The organism is Arenicella chitinivorans (assembly GCF_014651515.1).
Lineage (GTDB): Bacteria > Pseudomonadota > Gammaproteobacteria > Arenicellales > Arenicellaceae > Arenicella > Arenicella chitinivorans.
Genome location: NZ_BMXA01000001.1, coordinates 1,049,359 through 1,070,979, shown reverse-complemented (window position 1 = coordinate 1,070,979; position 21,621 = coordinate 1,049,359). Strand labels below are relative to the sequence as shown.

Annotated in this window: 15 protein-coding genes and 1 pseudogene; 9 read left to right on the top strand and 7 right to left on the bottom strand. The window is 49.9% G+C overall.

Annotated elements, in window-relative coordinates; all coding sequences use genetic code 11:
- Window positions 1-44: 44 nt before the first annotated feature.
- The 5 genes and pseudogenes from aceE to IE055_RS04700 all read left to right on the top strand — a co-directional run bounded on the left by aceE (window position 45) and on the right by IE055_RS04700 (window position 7,454).
- Window positions 45-2,720, top strand: a complete 2,676-nt coding sequence (gene aceE, locus IE055_RS04715) for a pyruvate dehydrogenase (acetyl-transferring), homodimeric type (RefSeq protein WP_189398821.1) — start codon at window positions 45-47, stop codon at window positions 2,718-2,720.
- Window positions 2,721-2,790: 70 nt separating this feature from the next.
- Window positions 2,791-3,006 (top strand): annotated as a pseudogene (locus tag IE055_RS18155) (biotin/lipoyl-containing protein); the annotation flags it as partial.
- 318 nt (window positions 3,007-3,324) lie between these two features.
- Complete coding sequence (gene aceF, locus IE055_RS04710) at window positions 3,325-4,965, top strand: dihydrolipoyllysine-residue acetyltransferase (RefSeq protein WP_444541764.1); 1,641 nt, start codon at window positions 3,325-3,327, stop codon at window positions 4,963-4,965.
- Between the two features lie 10 nt (window positions 4,966-4,975).
- Window positions 4,976-6,718 carry a dihydrolipoyl dehydrogenase gene (gene lpdA / locus IE055_RS04705; protein WP_189398819.1) on the top strand — a complete coding sequence of 581 codons (1,743 nt, stop codon included), beginning with the start codon at window positions 4,976-4,978 and terminating at the stop codon, window positions 6,716-6,718.
- A 373-nt stretch (window positions 6,719-7,091) separates the two neighbouring features.
- A complete protein-coding gene (locus tag IE055_RS04700; RefSeq protein ID WP_189398818.1) occupies window positions 7,092-7,454 on the top strand; it encodes a hypothetical protein in 363 nt (120 codons plus the stop codon).
- Between the two features lie 174 nt (window positions 7,455-7,628).
- Here IE055_RS04700 and IE055_RS04695 read toward each other — a convergent pair whose 3' ends face one another.
- A complete protein-coding gene (locus IE055_RS04695) occupies window positions 7,629-7,958 on the bottom strand; it encodes a hypothetical protein (protein ID WP_189398817.1) in 330 nt (109 codons plus the stop codon).
- A gap of 527 nt (window positions 7,959-8,485) precedes the next feature.
- On the opposite strand from IE055_RS04695, the gene IE055_RS04690 reads away from it, so the two are divergent.
- From IE055_RS04690 to IE055_RS04675, 4 genes are read left to right on the top strand one after another with little or no spacing between them, the layout of a single operon-like run.
- On the top strand, window positions 8,486-12,667 hold the full coding sequence (locus IE055_RS04690; RefSeq protein ID WP_189398816.1) for a glycosyltransferase family 2 protein: 4,182 nt from the start codon (window positions 8,486-8,488) through the stop codon (window positions 12,665-12,667).
- 9 nt (window positions 12,668-12,676) lie between these two features.
- Window positions 12,677-13,528 (top strand): phytanoyl-CoA dioxygenase family protein, encoded by an 852-nt coding sequence (locus tag IE055_RS04685; RefSeq protein WP_189398815.1) that lies wholly within the window; start codon window positions 12,677-12,679, stop codon window positions 13,526-13,528.
- Window positions 13,529-13,560: 32 nt separating this feature from the next.
- The gene (locus IE055_RS04680) at window positions 13,561-14,841 is read left to right on the top strand and encodes a hypothetical protein (protein WP_189398814.1); all 1,281 of its coding nucleotides are present in this window, start codon (window positions 13,561-13,563) and stop codon (window positions 14,839-14,841) included.
- Complete coding sequence (locus IE055_RS04675; protein WP_189398813.1) at window positions 14,838-16,004, top strand: hypothetical protein; 1,167 nt, start codon at window positions 14,838-14,840, stop codon at window positions 16,002-16,004. Before IE055_RS04680 ends, IE055_RS04675 begins: the two co-directional genes overlap by 4 nt.
- Window positions 16,005-16,017: 13 nt before the next feature.
- Here IE055_RS04675 and IE055_RS04670 read toward each other — a convergent pair whose 3' ends face one another.
- From IE055_RS04670 to IE055_RS04645, 6 genes are all read right to left on the bottom strand, one after another.
- Entirely contained in the window at window positions 16,018-16,272 is a 255-nt protein-coding gene (locus tag IE055_RS04670; protein WP_189398812.1) for a hypothetical protein, read from the bottom strand.
- A 662-nt stretch (window positions 16,273-16,934) separates the two neighbouring features.
- The gene (gene msrC / locus IE055_RS04665) at window positions 16,935-17,387 is read right to left on the bottom strand and encodes a free L-methionine (R)-S-oxide reductase MsrC (protein ID WP_189398811.1); all 453 of its coding nucleotides are present in this window, start codon (window positions 17,385-17,387) and stop codon (window positions 16,935-16,937) included.
- 70 nt (window positions 17,388-17,457) lie between these two features.
- The gene (gene murI / locus IE055_RS04660) at window positions 17,458-18,237 is read right to left on the bottom strand and encodes a glutamate racemase (RefSeq protein WP_189398810.1); all 780 of its coding nucleotides are present in this window, start codon (window positions 18,235-18,237) and stop codon (window positions 17,458-17,460) included.
- Window positions 18,238-18,240: 3 nt separating this feature from the next.
- Window positions 18,241-19,224: an ADP-glyceromanno-heptose 6-epimerase gene (gene rfaD, locus IE055_RS04655; RefSeq protein ID WP_189398809.1), complete on the bottom strand. Its 984-nt coding sequence runs from the start codon at window positions 19,222-19,224 to the stop codon at window positions 18,241-18,243.
- A 27-nt stretch (window positions 19,225-19,251) separates the two neighbouring features.
- The gene (rfaE1, locus tag IE055_RS04650; RefSeq protein WP_189398808.1) at window positions 19,252-20,211 is read right to left on the bottom strand and encodes a D-glycero-beta-D-manno-heptose-7-phosphate kinase; all 960 of its coding nucleotides are present in this window, start codon (window positions 20,209-20,211) and stop codon (window positions 19,252-19,254) included.
- 17 nt (window positions 20,212-20,228) lie between these two features.
- Complete coding sequence (locus tag IE055_RS04645; protein WP_189398807.1) at window positions 20,229-21,554, bottom strand: UDP-glucose dehydrogenase family protein; 1,326 nt, start codon at window positions 21,552-21,554, stop codon at window positions 20,229-20,231.
- Between the last annotated feature and the right edge of the window lie 67 nt (window positions 21,555-21,621).

The window sequence follows — 21,621 nt, the reverse complement described above, 5'->3', positions numbered from 1 at the left end:
CAAACCAACCAACGATAGGTTGTTGCTATACAGGTCAAAACACTATGAGCAAAGATTTACCCTCTCCCCAAGTCGATATCGATGCACAAGAGACCCAGGAATGGATCGAAGCGCTGGAAAGTGTGATTAAAGCTGACGGGTCAGAACGCGCACGGTTTCTGCTGAAAGAACTAACCAATACTGCTCGTCAAGCCGGCGCACAATTGCCCTATGGTTTGAATACACCTTACATCAATACTATTCCAGTTGAGGATCAACCAGCGCTGCCTGCGGATCGTCAATTAGAATTCAAAATTCGCTCAATGATTCGCTGGAATGCAGCGGCAATGGTACTGCGCGCCAACAAGGTGAGCACCGAATACGGTGGTCATATCGCGAGTTACGCGTCCGCTGCTGTGTTGTATGAGATTGGCTTCAATCATTTCTGGCGCGCGCGCTCTGAAGAACATGGCGGCGATATGATCTACTACCAAGGCCACTCAGCCCCCGGAATGTATGCCCGTGCCTTTATGGAAGGACGTTTAACCGAAGAGCAGTTAGATAATTTTCGCCAGGAAGTTGGAGGCAATGGCTTGTCGTCCTATCCACACCCATGGCTGATGCCCGAATTCTGGCAGTTTCCAACCGTATCTATGGGGCTTGGGCCGATCATGGCTATTTACCAGGCCCGCTTTCAACGTTATCTGGAAAACCGCGAACTGATTAAGTCAGAAAACCGCAAAGTCTGGGCGTTTCTCGGCGACGGCGAGATGGATGAACCTGAGTCGCGCGGCGCTTTAGGGCTGGCAGGTCGTGAAAAACTCGACAATTTAATCTTCGTCATTAACTGCAACCTGCAACGCTTAGACGGCCCGGTTCGTGGTAACGGCAAGATCATCCAGGAACTGGAATCAGAGTTCCGCGGTGCCGGCTGGAATGTGATCAAAGTAATCTGGGGCTCGCAGTGGGACATTCTATTAGAGAAAGACCATGCCGGCATCCTACAAAAGCGCATGCAAGAATGCGTTGATGGCGAATATCAGGCCTTCAAAGCCAAGGGCGGCGCGTACATTCGCGAAAAATTCTGGAACTCGCCTGAACTTAAAGCCATGGTGGCCCACATGAGTGACGAAGACCTTGAGTTAATGTCGCGCGGCGGTCACGATACTGACAAAGTGTATGCCGCTTACCGTGCTGCAGTAAAACATTCCGGCCAGCCAACGGTGATTCTTGCCAAGACGGTTAAGGGCCTTGGTATGGGCGCGTCCGGTCAAGGTCAAAACACATCGCACCAACAAAAGAAAATGGACGTGGAGTCACTGAGAGTGTTCCGCAACCGGTTTAAAATTCCAGTGTCCGATGAGCAATTGGAAAACGTCGAGTACATTAAGCCGGATCCCGAATCACCGGAAATCAAGTATCTACACGCACGCCGCCAAGCCTTAGGTGGCTACCTGCCGGCACGCCCCAACTCGTCTAACAAACTCGAAGTACCCTCGCTGGACGCCTTTAGCAAAATGCTGGAATCCACCGGCGACCGTGAAATTTCCTCAACCATGGCTTTCGTGCGCATCCTGTCTTCGCTGGTCCGAGACAAAAACCTCAAAGACCGTGTGGTGCCAATCGTACCCGACGAAGCTCGCACCTTCGGCATGGAAGGCTTGTTCCGCCAGCTGGGCATCTACGCGTCCGAAGGTCAGCTTTACGAACCAGAAGACTCAGACCAACTGATGTACTACCGGGAAGATAAAAAAGGTCAGGTTTTGGAAGAAGGCATTAACGAAGCTGGTGCAATGTCTTCTTGGATCGCTGCGGCTACGTCGTACTCGACCAACGAGCTACCCATGATTCCGTTCTACATTTACTATTCAATGTTCGGATTCCAACGCATCGGCGACCTCGCCTGGGCCGCTGGAGACATGCAAGCGCGCGGGTTCTTGGTTGGTGGGACGGCTGGTCGCACTACCCTGGCCGGTGAGGGTCTGCAACACCAGGATGGTCATTCGCACCTGCAAGCTTCCACGATTCCAAATTGCATTTCGTATGACCCAACCTATGCCTACGAGCTGGCCGTTATTATCCAAGATGGTTTGCGTCGCATGTATGCCGAACAAGAGAACGTGTTCTACTACCTAACAGTGATGAACGAAAACTATGTGCATCCTGCCATGCCAAAAGGCGTCGAAGATGGCATCCTCAAAGGCTTGTACCAATTGAGCAAAAGCAAGAAAGACGATGGGCAGACGCCGACTGTGCAGCTAATGGGCTCGGGCACGATTTTGAACGAGTGCGTACAAGCGGCTGAAATTCTAGAAGCTGAGTTTGGTGTCGCGGCCAACGTATGGAGTGCGACTAGCATGAACCAACTACGACGCGAGGGCTTGGAAGTACAGCGCTGGAATATGTTGCACCCATCGGCCAAACCAAAAATAAGTTATGTAGAACAGTGTTTGCAGGACCAAAATGGCCCGGTTATCGCCGCCACCGATTACATGAAAGTATACGCTGACTCGATCCGAGAATTTGTGCCCTCGCGTTATGTCGTACTGGGTACAGACGGATTCGGTCGCAGTGATGACCGCAAGCAACTTCGAGCGCACTTTGAAGTCAACAGTAACTACATCATTGTGGCTGCGTTATCTGCCTTATTCGAAGACGGCAGTATCGATGCAGACGTGGTGAAGAAAGCGATCAAACAGTTTAATATTGACCCGGATAAAGCATCTCCAGACACCCTGTAGAAACGCACGCGATGCGCGTACGATATTTCTTCAGCGGGGCATCTGACTACTAGCCACCGGAAATTAAGACATGATCAAATACGTCGAACTGACTGCACCCGAATCGAGTGCGTATCGGCAAGCCAAAATACTTTCTATCGAGTGCCACGAAGGGGACCGAATAAAACAGGGGCAGACCCTGTTTCGGGTAAAAAGTGGGAATCGTGAAATTGACCTGCCTTCGACTCGCGATGGCCGAATTGTGGAGATTATCGCAACGGAGCAGGAAAACATCACGCTGAGCACGCCTCTACTGCTGCTTGAGACCGAGGTTAAGGAGCGAACGGCGCAAAAACCCGCTCGAGACGCTGAGCCGGACGCCAGCAACACAGCTGTGCCAGCCAGTGCACCAGCGCAGCCAGTGAATAGCCAACGCCCTGCTCCACCGGGTCGAGGCAGTAACGCGAAACGCCAGGCACAGCAGTCATTAGACCTCTCTGGCGAGCCACTGCAAGAAGTCGTCTTGGACCAAGTCGTCGATGGCCCGAACGCAAAAATTGAAACCGTAAGTCAACCCGACGTCACGCAACCTGTCGTGACCAGTAAACCTACAGTGAGTGAATCTATGTCTAACAGCGAGACCATCGAAATATCCGTTCCTGATATTGGTGCTGATAGTGCCAAAGTCGTTGAAATTCTGGTGCAGGTCGGTGACCAAATCGCTGTCGACGACCCTTTGGTCACGCTGGAGAGCGACAAAGCCAGCATGGACGTGCCGAGTACGCACGCAGGTGTCGTCAAATCGGTCAGCGTCAGCATCGATCAGGATGTCAATCAGGGCGTAGCCATTCTGACCTTAGAGTCAAATACACCGTCAGCAAGCGAGCCACCCGAGGAAACAACGCAGTCAGCAACCACCGCTGAAAAGCAGCCAACTGCAGCAGAGCCTTCGCCGGTCTCCAACAGTAGCGGGGTCAGTAAAGTCGAAGTCAAAATACCAGATATCGGCGGGGATTCCGCCAAAGTCGTGGAAATTCTTGTTGAAGCAGGCCAACAAGTCGCACTCGAAGAATCGTTGATCACACTGGAGAGTGACAAAGCCAGCATGGATGTACCGAGCTCAGTGGCAGGCATCATCCAATCGATCAGTGTCGCTATTGGCGATGAAGTGAGCGAAGGCGTTGTCATCGCCGTGATTGAGAGCCAAGCCAACGAAGCAAGCAGTGCACCAAAAGCCGCTGACGAAACTGCTACTGCGAAAGCAAGCGCGCCGGCGACCAAACCGGTTAGCGAGCAAAATGTCGCGCCAGCCAAGCCTGTACCAACCAGCATGGGCAAACCTAACGCGCCTGCCGGACAATCTCACGCGTCGCCGTCTATCCGCCGTTTTGCGCGGGAACTAGGCGTTGATTTAAGCAAGGTCACCGGCACGGGGCGCAAACAGCGGGTCACCAAGGACGACGTAAAAGCGTACGTCAAATCCTCACTGCAATCCGGCGCCGCGAATGCAACCACTTCAGGTTCTGGTATTCCACCTATTCCAGCACAGGACTTCAGCAAGTTCGGTGAAATCGAGCTGCAACCACTGAATAAAATTAAGCGTCTGACTGCCGAGAATCTTCACCGCTCCTGGGTCAATGTCCCGCATGTCACACATAATGACGAGTCGGATATTAGTGATCTCGAGTCATTCCGCAAACAATTGAACGGCGAGTACGCCAAGCAAGGCAAGGACATCAAGCTTTCACCGTTGGCGTTCATCGTTAAGGCTGTGGTGAATGCCATGCAGGAATACCCGCAATTCAATAGTTCGTTGGAACCTGGCGGGGAAAACCTGATCCTCAAGAAATATTTCAACATTGGTATTGCCGTAGACACACCGAACGGCCTGGTGGTGCCGGTGGTAAAAGATGCCGACAAAAAATCCGTGGCAGAAATCGCGCGTGAAATGGGTGAATTAGCGAAGAAGGCACGTGACAAAAAACTCACGATGAATGACATGAGTGGTGCCTGTTTCACAATTTCCAGCCTCGGCGGCATTGGTGGAACCGGTTTTACGCCAATCGTTAACGCGCCCGAGGTGGCCATTCTAGGGGTATCACGCAGCAGTATTAAGCCCGTATGGAACGGCAGTGAGTTTGTACCTGGCACCATGCTGCCGTTGAGTTTGTCTTACGATCACCGCGTGATTGATGGCGCAGAGGCGGCGCGATTTACACACCACATTGCCAAAGTATTGGAAGACGTGCGTCGCTTGACGGTATAGGGGTAAACACATGACACAGATTATAGATATCACCGTCCCAGACTTAGGCGGGGCCAGCGACGTTGAAATTATTGAAGTATTGGTAAAGGCTGGTGACGGTGTCGACCAAGAAGATGCCCTAATCACGTTGGAAAGTGACAAAGCGTCTATGGACGTACCCTCTCCAAAGACTGGCAAAATCGTTGAGCTGTTAGTCTCGGTTGGCCAAAACGTTAACCCCGGTGACCTGATCGCCAAGCTCGAAATAACTGCTGCGGAATCCAGTCAGGAGACCGAGGCGGCGACTGCATCGGAAACGCCAGCACCGGCAGCCAGCGCTGATTCGAAAAACGCAGATGACCATGCCGACCTGGTGGTTATCGGCTCCGGACCCGGTGGTTACACTGCGGCATTCCGAGCTGCAGACCTCGGCCTGAACGTGACATTGATTGAAAAATACCCTGACCTTGGCGGCGTATGCCTCAATGTCGGCTGTATTCCATCCAAGGCCTTGCTGCATTCTGCAGCTGTTATCTCTGAAGCACGCGCCATGGCTCAGCATGGTATTTCCTTCGGGAAGCCGAAAATTGATGTCGACAAACTTCGACACTTTAAAGAATCAGTTATCGGCAAATTAACCGGTGGACTCGCTGGCATGGCGAAGGCTCGCAAGGTCAATGTGGTGCAAGGCTATGCCAAATTCACGTCGAGCAACTCGCTCAGCATCGAAAGCGAGAACGGCACATCTTCCCTCTCATTTGACAAGGCGATAATTGCCGCCGGATCACGGGTGACGGTCTTTCCGATCTTTGAAACCGATGATCCACGCGTGATTGACTCGACCGGCGCGCTCGCGTTAAAAGAAATCCCCAAAACCATGCTGATTGTTGGCGGTGGGATTATTGGGCTCGAAATGGCGACCGTCTACAGTGAACTCGGTACCGAGGTCACCATTGTGGAGTTTATGCCGCAGATTATTCCGGGCGCCGACAAAGACCTAGTAGCCCCGCTACAAAAGCGACTTAAGTCTCAGGTCAAGGAAATTCTTACGAATACAAAAGTAGAAAGTATCCGACCACTTAAAGGCGGCATCAGTGTCAAATTCGCCGCTGCGGGGAACGGCAACGCCCCAGAAGCACAACTTTTTGACTATGTCCTGGTGGCGACAGGTAGGCGGCCTAACGGGGACTTGATTGATGCCGACAAAGCAGGAGTTGAAGTCGACGAGCGTGGCTTCATTGCTGTCAACAATCAGATGCAAACCAACGTGGCGCACATATTTGCTATCGGTGATATCGTCGGCCAACCAATGCTGGCGCACAAAGCGACGCATGAAGCTAAGGTCGCAGCCGAAGTGTGTGCGGGCGAAAAAAGCGGGTTTGAAGCGTCGGTAATTCCCTCCGTGGCATACACCGACCCCGAAATCGCTTGGGTTGGCCTGACCGAGACTCAAGCCAAGGAACAAGGTGTTGAGTATGAAACCGGTGTCTTTCCTTGGGCAGCCTCCGGACGCGCAATAGGTAACGACCGAACCGAAGGCAAAACCAAGCTTTTATTCGACCCGAAAACCCATCGCGTTCTTGGCGGCGGCATTGTCGGCACCAACGCAGGCGATCTCATCGCCGAAGTTGCGCTGGCGATAGAAATGGGCTCAGATGCCAGTGATATTGGGCTCACAATACATCCCCACCCAACCTTATCAGAAACGGTTGCGATGGCTGCAGAAGCTTACGAAGGCACCATCACGGACTTGTACATCCCGAAGAAAAAATAGCCATGTGGGCACTTAATTGACTAATCCGGGTCAAAATTCATAAAAATGTCGCTAATTTACGACTTTTAGACCAATTTTTACACTGATTTGCTAGCTGAGTGCCCTGTTCTTTGCTAGATTATCGCCATCCGATATTGAGTACGATATGTTGTTTGGTTCTGGGCTGCAGGAGATAGTTCAACACAGAATCCAACAACCGAGGGGGTACCGAATAACCCCTTATCCGCGTCTCCATTAAGACCGAGTAGTTGCTTAGTGTTGCGTTAGATAGCGGTATTGGTTGGGACTGAGTGGTCTTCTTATCAGACATGAAGTCTCTGAACTTGGTCGTTGGTGTCCTACACACCGAAAAGTCGAGAATTAAGGAGCTAGAATGGAAAAGTTAGAACAGCTGGATCAGGTCAGCGCATCGGTACTGCCTGCAAAGGTGCTCGTGTTGCTCTCCAAATATGCGCAAACCATGCGTAAACACACAGGCTTGGTTATCAAAATCAGTTCAATGAATGTGTTCAAACACGTGCACAACACGCACAAACTCACTCAGCATCCGGAAGTTATCAAACTTCACAAGGCACTTTTAGCTGAAGTAAACCGACACATTGCGGCCGGCACAATGCATACTGTCGGTGAGCGAGAAGCACGGACGAACGTGCCAGCCAAGCAGACCTACACACCAGTCAGCCCTAACCCGCATGCCAGCGGGGAGAACTCCATGTCATTGCGGGTCGACCGATAGCTTAGTAATGGAACGCAGTCGCCAGATAAATTTAAAAAATCTGGCGCTGCAGGCGAACTCCAGCCCACAGCGCCAGAGGACCCCCTCAGATCACTAGGTTAGCCTGTTAGATCTCTGCGGATGCAGAGTTCGGAATGTGTGTTTTATGGGTTGGTGTAATTTTATCCAACTAATTTAATGGAAATGACCGTTGGCGGGTATCAACTCAAGAAACTCTTCTTCTGTCAGCAAGAAGTCATCGTTTTGAGCATCAATCGACTGCGCATCGAACAAGGTCATATTTGGTGCAACCGGCAACTTATCAAGATCAAGCCATGGATCGCCCGCTTGCTGCAGAATTTCGCGGATTATTTCACGCGCTGATTCTAGCTCTGTTTTATCGAACAACTTAATCAGGTTGTTGCGAAGAGTCACACCGTCGCCGATCAAGTAGCGTGTGTGTTCTCTGCACTCGAGCTCGCTGAGCTCGAACAATAAGTTCGTGATCTGCTGTGTTAATTTCACTTGTTTCCCCTTGGAGTGAGAGCCTAGGATTAAAGAGTCGTTTGTCCCACCAAACTGTCCTAGACATCTTGTATAAATGTTTTATACGGTAAATATGACTAAAAGCCGAGTCAAAAAAATACAGTCACGCAAAATCTCAAATGAATACGTATGCATAAGCATATTATTTTGTTATTAGGCCAACTAACTGTATTATATTTTGCCTCGTCGGTGCCAAAACCGCATCCAGAATTAGCCCTGCAACTGACATAAAAACGCCGCCAAAGCCAATAAAGACAACACTTTTTAGGAAACAGCACAGCACTATCGCGCAAGCTATACAACCGGTTGCCAAAAAATCACGCCATATCCGCAACGCTGAAGGGTGATCTGGCAAGGCAAAATCAACTATCTGAAGCAATAATACAGTGGCAACCGTGGTATATTCCGGCCTTTGATTTATAGCGCAGAGACTCCCCTTTTTTGTAGGAGGTGCGCTGTACTAAACGAGCAATACGAATGCTCGACAATACTGTTTACCGACATCAATGCAAGAATCAAAGCTACTCCAACTTAATCCTCATTTGGGATTGAAAAACGGAATCTATCAAAACCAAGAGGCACTGTTTCGTGACTCACGCCTCTCTAATTATATCCAGATTGCAGTAAGCGAGGTATTTGATCAGGTTGATGACAAATCACTTTTTTCCGTAGATATCGCCGCTGCGCTTAACACGCCGGAGCTGCGCGACACACTTTCCATAAGTCAGTTTGCGTTTCTACAAGCATTTGATTTTTCGAAAACTCACCAGGCACTCGATCTATCCGAAGATGTTGGTGGCGTCGCTCACTACCTTGCCGATAAGGTAGGACAGTTAGATGCAATAAAACTTGATCCGGACTTGGCGCGACTCAGTGTGAGACGCTGCGCTAACAAACACAACATCACCCATATCTCGGAACACCCATCGAAACTCGAGTTCCCGAAAAACCATTATGACCTCATCGTGATTGGTCAATTGGAGGCGTTAAAACTTGAACAAGCAGAATTTGACGCCCTTTTGACAAAATTACGTCAGGCGCTGACCGTGCACGGTTGCTTAGTTATTAATGCACTAAATCGGGACCGAATCAGTCGCTGGTTCACACCAGAGTCCCAGCTCAGCAACGATGACCTGGCGTTCATCGACTTATATCAACATGCTCGAAGCGCCGAAACGGTGGTAGAACTAAGCCGTAAGGAACTCCGTAAGCACGCACTCTCTGCCGGCTTAGCTGCTGTCGACGTACATGCGGGTTTCTCACTTGGAAAGAGCTGTAAAAACCTGTTTTCCGAAGACTACCTCACCTCAAGCGTCAATGCGCTGAATCATTTTTACCGACTCGGTGCGATACCACACGGCAACATCAATGAGTATTTGTTGTTCAAGAGTTTGGTAAATAGAAAACAAAACTTGACCGACTTAGCAAACCGCTACTTAGTTATCTGCGGATCCAGCACTCAACACACGCGGCAGCTGTACGATAACGATTTCAGCCATTTTCCAGGCACGGGCCGCAAGCCCGAGTGGCGCAGCTTAACCTATCGACGACGCGCAGCCACCAAGGTTCACAAAATCAATGTCTATCCGGACTTGAAACCGACGCCAGCTGACCTGCTCAAGCAAAATTTGGCGCCCCAGCCGTTTCTGAAAGGCAAACTCCTCATCGACGAATGGCTGCAAGCCCTACTGGAGTCAAACCACCGCAAATTCGAATCATTAGTGGATGAGTATTCGGATTGGCTCGCGGAACTTGAAAAAACCGATCAATTCAGCAAAACCGCCTATGACCTACTGCCATTTAACCTAGTTTTAAATGCACGTGGAGCGCGCGCATTGCACCCAATTGATACGGAATGGGAAGTCACTGCCCCGTTTGACAAAGGTTTCGTGCTATTCCGCGCACTATTTTGGTTTGCATTCGAGAACAAATCCTTACTCGGTCCATATTGTGAACGCAATGATATTCATTCTATTGGCGCGTTTGTTGTGCGGTACTTGCCGCAGGCAAATCAGATCGATGACCTGCAACCCTATGTCGCGCTGGAAGAACGTATCCAGGCCGAGATTGACACACACTTTCGAGCTAATTCTGTCGCGAAGGCCTTGCTGCAAGGATTCACGAATGACACCACCGCAGCTAGCGACGATCTGCAAATCGATGTTGTATGGGGCAACCACCAAGGTGAGATGCAAGAAGCCAACTCTCGAAGTGCGCATTGGAGCAAACTCAGCGAGCAAGTCCAATCACTGGCAATTCCGCTCACAACCTACACTCCCAGCAACCCAGTTCTGCGCATCGATCCGATGGCTGAAGGTGGTTGTTTTAAACTGCATTCTCTGGATATTGTGGACGCGGACGCCAAGACGCTTTATCAACTGAAAGCAACAGACCCATGGCCTGACACAGTCCAGCTCAACAATTTACGCGAGGTCGATGAGGTGCTGGTAGCACTCAACTCAGATCCAAATCTCGCAATTGATGTCGGCAAAATCGACCATATTGACAGCGCTGCTACACTAAAGCTCGATATTGAATGGGTGTGGGATGCGAACTACAGCAGCGTCGTATCCACATTGAGTCAAGCAGTGGGACAGCAAAATGCCGCGCTTATCGGACAAAGCCACCGTCTTAATCAGTATCGAGCGGATATCGAGTATCAGGCGCAACGCATCGAGGACTTGCTCGGACATCGTGAGGACCTCACACAGATGTACCAGCAAGAGGAACGCCAGGTTAAGCGCACCCGGGCCCGAATGCAAGGTGAAATAGACCATCTGAAGGCCCGTTTGCACGCGCAACATGTGCGTAACGACGAGCTTCACGGCTATTTATTAATGCGGCCTTCAACCCGCGCAAAGCGCATAGCTCGCCGCTGGTTAAACCGGCTCACCGGCAAACCGACGGTGATCGAGCAACCCGTTGTTGAGGTAGCAGAGTCTACGCCACCACCATCACCTCTGCCGAAAGGCGAGCTGATCGGGCAGAATACTGAAGACTACGGTCTTTGGGTGCAGGAAAACACCATGAGTGCGGCTGAAATCGACTCAGCGAAGACCGAAATCGAAGCCCTGCCTTACAAACCGGTATTCTCCATCTTAGTGCCGATCTATAACACTGACCCCGAATACCTACTGCCAATGATCGAGTCGGTCCGCAGGCAGATTTATCCACACTGGCAATTGTGTTTGGTTGACGATTGCTCGCCCAAAACGTATCTGAAGCAGATTCTCCAGCATGAAGCACTGCAGGATGAACGCATCTGCATCCAGCTAAATGAGGTTAATCAAGGCATCTCAGTCACCACCAACGACGCACTCGCCATGGCAACCGGCGATTACATTGCCTTGTTGGATCACGACGACGAGATCAGTATTGACGCATTGTATGAAAACGCGAAAGTCATTAATCAGCACCCAGACGCTGGCTTGATTTACAGCGATGAAGACAAAATGGATATGCAGGGCAACCGCTTAGAGCCCTACTTTAAACCAGACTACTCACCGGACCTGTTGCAGACTAATAATTATATTTGTCATTTCACGGTCATCAAGAAAGCGATTGCCGATGAAATTGGGGGGTTCCGTGAGGGACTCGATGGCTCCCAAGATCACGACATCATTCTGCGTGCGGCCTACGCAACTGAGCGCGTCATACACATTCCAAAAATTTTGTACCATTGGCGCAAAATCCCAGGTTCCACGGCAGTCGTATACGATGCCAAGTCGTACGCATGGGAAGCCGGCCGCAAGGCCATCGAAGACATACTGCAGAAAAACGAAGACGGAGTCCGTGTTGAATTCGGCACGCTTAAAGGTTCGTATCGTGTACACCGTGAGATCAAAGGCGAGCCCTTGGTCAGTATTGTGGTGCCATTTAAAGACAAGCCCGAATTGCTTGATAGCTGCTTAAACTCAATTTTAAATCGCAGCAGTTATCAAAATTTTGAAATCATTGGTGTTAGCAACAACAGTACTGAGCCACGAACGCTGGAGCGAATGGCGGCATTCACCGACGCGGATGAACGCGTGAGGTTCGTTGAGAAGAATATTCCATTCAATTTCTCGGCGATCTGCAATTATGGTGTTGAACAGGCACGCGGAGACTATATCGTTTTACTCAACAATGACATTGAGATTCTCACCTCAGACTGGATCGAGCGCATGCTTGAGCACGCTCAACGTGATGAGATCGGGGCCGTTGGCTGTAAACTCCTGTATCCAGACGGCCGGATTCAACACGCTGGCGTGGTTGCCGGAATGGTTGGTGCAGCAGGACATCCACACAAGTTTTTTCCAGATCACCACATCGGCTACCATGGACGCTTGCACATGGTCTATAACGTCAGTGCCGTCACCGGCGCAATGATGATGGTTAAAAAGTCTAAGTACGACGCTGTTGGCGGCTTAGACGAAGAAAATCTGGCGGTTGCCTATAACGACATCGATCTGTGTCTCAAACTACTTGACGCCGGTTACTACAACCTGTTCACACCGCATGCTAAAGCGACGCACCATGAGTCAGTAAGTCGCGGCTATGAAGATACCGAAGAGAAGATCCAGCGCTTGATGACAGAGCAAGGCCACTTTCTAACGCGTTGGGCCGACTTCCTAAGTCATGGCGACCCGTATTACAATCCTAATCTCAGCCTTAAAAATGAACGCTTTTCACTCAAGTTTAAAGATTAAGCGACAGCAATGACGTTATCAGAACAACAACGGCAAGACTGGGATAAAGACGGTTATCTGCTGCTCAAGAGGTTTTATAGCACCGAGCGCATCAATCAAATCAATGCGCTTATCGATCACCTTTGGAAACAACGGCGCAAACTGGGGGCTGAATACGTGATCGACATCTTCGTTGAATCACCGGATGAGCGACGGGTCTACTTTGCTGACGCGCCTATATCAGCGCGGTCTAAGCCCTACAAACTCAATGACTTGTATTTGAGTCAAGCGGATATCCGACAACTCATTATCGGCCAAGATCTCGCGCCCATACTACAAGCGTTACTGCAAGGCACGCCGATGGTCTGCAACACTCTTAACTTCGAATTTGGCTCGCAACAAGACTACCACTTCGACACGTTCTATATGCCCTCTCCGACGCCAAATAAGATGGTAGCGTCCTGGATTGCTTTGGAAGACACAACCCCGGACAACGGCCCACTGAGCTACTACCCTGGCAGCCACAAAATCCCGCCTTATCGTTTCTCAAATGGGTCAACCATCATCGTGGATGACGAGATGCCTCAGTTTCGGGACTATGTGTATGGCGAGATTAAACAACGTGACTTGAAACCTGCCACATTGTTCGCCAACAAGGGTGATGTATTGATCTGGCACTCACAGCTGTTCCACGGTGGTAGCAAGATTGCGGACCCAACGATGACTCGAAAATCGTTGGTGACGCACTATTTCACCAATGAAGATTTTCCCGACCTAACACCACCCAAAGTGTGCGAACATGGGGGTTACATGGACCGTGCAGCCCAGACAGTCGACTATCCATTCAAGGCTAAAAACTGGCTACAACGGCTATTAGGCTAACGACGAGCACACGAAGACGGCGGAATCAACTGGTGCAAAGACCACTCAACAATCGACAGTTCGTACTCTTGGCTTTAGGCTGTGCAGTACTCATTCGCTTACTGTTGATGCCCTTCTTTGCACATGTAGATTTATTTTCAGAGTACCGCCGCGTTTACTATGTGCTCGAGCAAGGTTTGTATTTTGATAATGCGCATCGCCCCGTGGTGTATTACATCGAGATGTTGTTCGCTTGGGTGTCCAAGTTGTTCGTGGATGCGCCGCCCGCTGTGTTCGACCTTCCAGACCCCACGAGTTCCGTTGCGAGTTTGACCGACTACGGGTTCTTTCTAAACGACCCTCAAGTATTCCGTTACCTATTTATTTTTAAGCTGCCTTACTTCATTTTCGATATTGGGGTATTTGCTGTAATCTGGAAATATGTCGACAACCCAACACACCGGAAGATTGCGGTGTTGTTATGGCTCTTTAACCCAGTCACCTTGTTTGCGACGTATATTTTTGGCCGTTTCGAAGTCATCAGCCTGTTTTTTCTGGCGGCCACTGCCTTACAATTAAAGCGCGATCAGCGCCTAAGTGCTTGCATTTTGTTCGCCCTCTCGCTGCACTGCCGCGAGATTAATTTATTGTTTGCACCGTTTTTTCTTTTAGCACTGATTGATTTCAGAGACGCTTGGCAGCGTAACGTTCTGGTGGTGACTCTGGCCAGTTTCACCATTACCCTTATTCTAATGCTGCCTACTTGGTTGCTACCGAAATTAGGTGGTGATCTAAGCCTGTTCGTCGACCCGACAGCAACCCATTCGAACGACGCATTCAACAAGCTTTTGTCGTTAGGCTACTACTGGTTCTACCCGGTGATCATTGGGTTGGCCAGTTTGGCTATCTATGCTTGGGAGATTGGCGATCGTCCACATACCGAGCGATTTGTTATTAGTTGCGCCGTCGCATTATTCATCTATTTCGGCTTCAATGTGCATAGCGTGCACTATGCCGCTTGGTTAACGCTTTTCCCAATTCTTTGCATTCAGCACCAAAAGCGAGTCGTACTCCCTTTCATCGTCTTTAGCATCACCTGGGTCGTCCTGTGGCTCTTGAAGACGGATAATGGGGTTTTCACTCTGTTCCTCGCGGCGCCGCTGTCGACCGACTTTATTGGCTTAGGTTATTTCCCGGCCTGGTATAACCAGCACATTGCTCCTCGAGGGCTTGACTTACACCAAGCTATCCAGATTATGCGCGCGCTGTTCTTGGTCGTCATGGGATTTTTTGCCTACCGTGTTCTCCAGCCCAAAATGAGGATTGAGCAATGACGCGCTTGCCACGATGCCTCACGCGTGGACTAATTGCGACAAGCCTGGCGATACACGCAGTCTTCGGAGCCACGCATGCACTGAGTTTGCCTGAGACCGAAATACATGATTTCATCCGTGAAGGTTCTGTATTGCGAGTCACTGGCCCGGACCCGTATATCACATTTACACCTTTCGAAGCCGATCAGAACGGTCATTTTCTCTTGCTCAACCTACGACTTGAGGATTTGCCGCCTAACCTGAACTCGGTGCCCCTTGAATTGTTTTTCAGCGCCAACTCACCTGGACCGCAAACCCAGTCTGACAAAATGGAGTTTGACCCGCGCTATCGAATCAGGATGCACGTGCCGAGGTCTGAGTTTACCCAGCCCGCTACCTGGTTGGTCGTGCCACTACCCGATAAAAGACCACCATCATCGAAATTTCGCCTAGATTTTGAACGTTGCAACACGTGCTCTGTGGCGGTGTTATCGCACCCAAAAGTAGTCCATTCCACACCAACTGACAATCCCTCAGTACAGCCGACGCGCATCTACAATGGTGTGACAAAGGTGCCTGACGATGGGCTTGCTCTGCCTTTGACAAACTGGCAGCTGCACGATATGGACGGAGATATCAACGGACTGAGTGTCACCGGTTTGGACCCGTTTGTCACTTCTCCGGTGATCGATCTGTCCACCGAGAACTTAGGCGGTATAACGGTCACCTTGTCTCGCACTCAACCAGCCGCCAGCGACTATCTTGACTTCCAGTTGTTCTACGCCACCGAACGTCATGGTTTTCGCGCCGACGCCAGCACCATGGTTCGAATCAAAGCTGACGTATCAGAGCAATATAACTTAGTAATCCCATTGCGATTCCTGAGCGAAGAACAGCCAGCCGACCATATTATCGAGCGAGTTCGACTCGACTTTCTACCAGAAGCGTCGAACAATCATTGGCGAATTCAAAACGTGAAGGCGATAAGCAAAACACAGTTGGCCCAGTTTAAATCATCGCCCGCAACAACGAAGATCCAGACTAATAAGCAACAACGTGCTGGAAAACGTCAATTACTGATCAATGTACTAAGGAAAATTACGGCGGACTGGCCCTTTACCCTATTCTATCTCGTACTACTGATCACCACCGGCATAGCATTCTGGCGCCGGTTCAAGGTTTAAGCTGCACCCGAGCTCAGCGTTTGGCTGCCAAATCAGCGTGCACGCAGACGAGAATCTTTTCTTTTAGCTCTTTGTACATTTTAGCTAGCTCGTCGTCGTCCGTGCGCTTCGCTTGTTCAGATATTTGCATCAGAATGTCCTTTTCCTGAATTTTTAATGCCGTACCATCGTGCGCTTTCAAAGCGCGTATGAAACGATTGATAAGTAACACACATTCCGGATTCAACTGCGCCAGCTGAATGTCTTTTAGATTGATTTTTATCGACATACTACCCCCTAATAACTTCCCTTAGTTTTTCCTGACCCATTTATCAGTATAGAACACAAGCTGGAGTCCAGCCCACCTGACACATGGTCTAATAAAACTAGAGTTCTACCCTACCGGCCTTTGCGATCGACGGATGTCGTACACGAATGACCTGCTTAAACCCAATTAACCGTACATTATCAGACCTTGTCGGCACACGCGAGTCCGAATTGCGGCGGAATCGATATCCGCTGGTTTTAGCTGCCAAACCCGCATGTTTACTGACGGCATGAACGCCGTGTTTGAGTTCGAAGACTTGGGATACAAAGTTTGTCGAGTGCCCATGTACGACTTCCTATTTTCGTCACAGTCCCGAGCGCGTTACGGACAGTATGGCAAACCCTGTCAACCTAACTTGGCTTAGAAAAGTCTACCAAATTTTTTCTGCCGCAGAAGCCAATGGCGTCGACACGAGTCACGTTTGCGGAGCTTATCAGTATTGAGCTCATTGCTTGGTTGGTTAGAATTCTCCGAACCAGCCACGCACGCCATCGATTTGGAACTAAATATCAGATAATTGGCAAACTCGCACTCGGGAAAGTCAGCAATGAGGGTTCAACGCCGGGAGGGAACAGATTGTCATGCAAAACTTCAGATCAACGTGGCTCGGACTTTTCTTGGGTTTAAATAAGACCACGGACGTAAATAGCCACCGCCGCTTCGAAAAACGATTGCTCAGCGTCGCTAAACCGAGCTTTGACCGGGCTATCGATATCGAATACACCAGCAATCTTGTCGGTTTTGAATGGCACCACAACTTCCGATTCACTGGCCGCATCACACGCGATGTGGCCAGCAAATAAATGTACATCGTCAACCCGTTGCGTTTCTTGACTAGCGAACGCCGTACCGCAGACACCTTGACCGTTCGGTATTCGCGTACAAGCGGGTTGGCCGTTGAATGGCCCCAATACCAACTCACCTTCGCGCAGGAAGTAGAATCCAACCCAGTTAAGGTCAGGTAGATTATTATAGATCAGAGACGACATATTAGCCGCATTCGCAATGTAATCCGACTCCCCGTCCAGTAATGCTTCAAGCTGTTTGAGTAATAGAGAAAAATTAGAATCAGTCATAAAAAGTGAGTGAGTAAGTGCACAACCGAGTTGTACAAGAAAAGACGTCGAAATGGCTATATTAAACCACTTACAGAACCTGAGTTTTACTAAAGCCCATTGCGTACAAGGCGTCCCGCAACGCGTCAGAACTCAGTGGTCGCGTGAATGCAGCAACGGCCTTGCCAGCATCCTTCGTTGAATGGATACCCAGTGACGCGACTCGCCGCGCAATCGCTTCGGCACTGTCAATCAGGGTTACTGATCTATTTCTGGCCGAGAAATACGCGTTAATCTCATTCGCCAAGAGTGGAAAATGCGTGCATGCCAGAACCACGACATCGACATTCGGATGGTTCTCTAAAGGAGACAGTATCGGCGCTAAATCTTGGTCGGTGACGCTCGCGCCACGCAATTTCGCTTCCGCCAGCTCAACGAGACGGCTACTGCCGATTTTAACCACGTTTACATCTCGCGCGAACTCAGAGATTAACTGTTCGGTATAGGTTCTCTCCACGGTTGCGGGCGTCGCCAACAACGCGATCTCGCCGGTTTTACTTGCGATCGATGCAGGTTTGACCGCAGGTACCACGCCAACTACATGGAAGCCAAATTGGGCTCGCAAGCTGGGCAAGGCAACGGTGCTGGCAGTGTTGCAGGCCACAACCAGCGCTTCTGGCGAATAATTTTTAGCAATCGTTGCCACCACTTTATGGATTCGAAAAAGCAGTTCAGAATCGGACTTAGTCCCATATGGAAACGCTTGATTGTCACTGACAAATATCGTATCCAGCGCCGGATTTTGCCGCTGTACGGCACTCCAGATCGTTAGACCGCCAACGCCGGAATCATAGATAACGACATTGCCCACAGACTATCGCGCGGCAGACATTTCTTGCACGTACTGCTTAACACCTTCTTCCACAGTCGCGAAATTCTTATTGTAATCGCCCGACATGGTCAAATTAGTCAAGTCAGCTCGCGTATAGCTCTGGTACTTGCCGACCAGCGCTTCTGGGAACGGAATGTAACGAATTTTGTTTTCCGCTACCCAGTCTTTAGTTGATTTAGTCGCGCCTTCCAATGTATTCAGTACCGCCGTCGCAACATCGTTAAAGCTTTGCGCCCGGCCAGTACCAACATTAAAAATTCCACCATCTTCAGGGTGTTCCAGAAAATGTAAATTCACATCAACAACGTCTTTTACCCAAACGAAGTCACGTAGCTGTTCGCCATCGGCATAGCCGCCACTTCCAGCAAATAAATTGACATATCCCTGGTCGTGATATTGATTGAAAAAATGGTACGCCACGGATGCCATCCGGCCTTTATGATCTTCACCATTGCCATAGACATTAAAATAGCGCAGCCCAACAACTTGAGACTGCGACATACCTCTGTTTTTACGGACGTAACGGTCAAACAGAAGTTTGGAGTATGCATATGCATTCAGTGCTTGCTCGTGCTCCGGAGATTCCTTGAAGGTCTCGCCACCACCATAAACGGAAGCCGAGGATGCATAAATAAACGGAATGCTGTGCTCGCCACAATAACGAAACAATGATTTGGAGTACTCATAGTTGGTCTCCATAATGTAACGCCCATCAGACTCCATGGTATCGGAGCAAGCCCCTTGATGATAAATCGCGCTCGGACCTCCAAAATCAAGTCCTTGCTCGATGCGTTTCAAAAACTCATCTTTATCCATGTAATCTTCGATCTGACAACTCTCAATATTTCGAACTTTATTGCCATCACTCAGATCGTCGACGACCAGAATATTGTCAAGGCCACGCTGATTGAGGCCCTTCACCAAGTTTGAGCCGATAAACCCGGCACCACCCGTTACGATAATCATTTGGATTTTCCTATTATGTAGCTGTGATCAAAGTTTTTCGATCACTTCATCTATGGTGGCGACAGCCGTACCCAACTTGCCGACCACAATACCAGCAACCGTATTTGCCAGTGTAAGTTTCTGCTCATTGGTAAATTCTGACACCGCGACTAATGCCATCAAGGATATCACGGTGTCGCCCGCGCCACTGACATCATAGACTTCCAATGCCGTCGCTGGCGAGTTCACTTGGTCACCGTCACGAGTAAACAGGCTCATACCTTGTTCACTGCGAGTCACCAGCAGATAATCCAAATCCAACTCACATCTCAGTGCCTGCGCCTTAGCACCGAAGTCGGCGTCGGAAGTGACGGTCCCCGCCACCGCCTCAAACTCTTTCATATTGGGCGTAATCAGTGTGGCGCCCTTATAACGAGAATAATCACTACCCTTGGGATCAATAATGACGGGTTTACCAGCCTGACGCGCCAACTCAATCATGGTGGCCACGTGAGTCAGACCACCTTTACCGTAGTCGGATAAAATAACTACGTCAGCGTCGTTCACCGCGAGTTGGTAATCCGACAAACACTGAGCCAGAACTTCCTCGCTAGGCTTTTGCTCAAAGTCAGCACGCAGCAACTGTTGGTTCTGCGCGATCATTCTCAGTTTGACAATGGTTTTGATGCCCGGATCAACGGTGAGAATGGTTTGAGCCCCGTGCTGATTCAAAATCTGCTTGATTTCGCGTCCAGCTTCGTCATCACCAACCACCGATAACAAGGTGCTCTTGGCTCCCAATGCCAGCAAATTATGTGCAACATTGGCCGCACCACCGGCTCTGACTTGCTCGTCCTGCACGGCCAGTACTGGCACGGGGGCTTCCGGAGAAATTCGATCAACTCTGCCAAACCAATATCGGTCCAACATCACATCACCAACAACCAGGGTTTTGATATGTGAAAACTGATCAGCCCGAAGCTGTAATTTGTCTTGTGGTACTGTCATACGTCAGGATCAATAAATTAGTTCGAGCGCCCGATACCGTAATACTTAAATCCAGCTTGCGCCAACATCGCCGGCTCATAAATATTACGGCCATCGAAAATTACGGGGGTCCGCAGTTGCGACTTCAAACGCGTAAAGTCAGGACTTCGAAATGCTTTCCATTCAGTAACAACAATCAGACCATCTGCATCGGCGGTTGCCGAGTATAGGTCGCCAGCAAACGCAACGTCTTGCTGCTGCTGATAAATATGCGACGCTTCTTCGGTCGCTACTGGATCATACGCTTTCACTTTGGCCCCACGAGCTAACAAGCCATCGATGATGACGCGACTGGGTGCTTCACGCATATCATCAGTGTTCGGTTTGAAAGCAAGCCCCCAAATCGCGAATGTTTTACCGCTCAAATCGCCGTCAAAGTGGGCATCAATTTTATCCAGCAGGACGGACTTTTGATCCTGATTCACAGCCTCTACTGCGTCCAGAATCCGAGCATTGTAGCCATGCTGACGTGCGGTGCGATGTAAAGCTTGAACGTCTTTAGGAAAACAAGAACCGCCATACCCGCAGCCAGGATAAATAAAGTGGTAGCCGATGCGCGGGTCAGAACCGATACCTTGTCGCACGAGCTCAATATCAGCATCAAGGCGCTCGGCCAGATTGGACAGCTCGTTCATAAATGAAATCTTCGTCGCTAACATGGCGTTGGCAGCATACTTAGTTAGTTCAGCCGACGGAATATCCATCACAATCAAGCGCTCGTGGTTACGATTAAACGGCGCGTATAAACTTCGCAGCAGCTCCACTGCCCGATCGTCATCCGCGCCAATCACCACACGATCCGGCTTCATAAAATCGTCGATGGCAGCGCCTTCTTTGAGAAATTCAGGATTCGATGCAACACTGAACTCAACGTTCACCGCACGCGCGTCTAGCTCAGCCTGCACGGCTTTGCGCACCTTGGCGGCAGTACCGACCGGAACGGTGGATTTGGTGACAATAACGCGGTAGTCCGTCAGCGTCTGACCAATCGCTTTGGCCACGGCCAACACGTGCGACAGATCAGCTGAGCCATCTTCATCGGGCGGCGTACCGACGGCAATAAAGATGATATCGGCATACGCAACGGCCCGATTGATGTCGGTGGTAAACTGCAAACGCTGCTGCGCGATGTTACTACTGACCAATTCCTCGAGACCAGGCTCGTAGATTGGAATTTTTCCATCCAACAACAAATCGATCTTGCTTTGATTGTTATCCACACAAAGCACCTGATTGCCAACGTCCGCAAAACAAGTCCCGGTGACGAGGCCGACATAGCCAGTACCTACTATTGATATATTCATTCGAACTTAATACTAAATAATTCTGGCTGTGCCAGTGAATTTGAGAGATTAACGACCCTAAAAATCA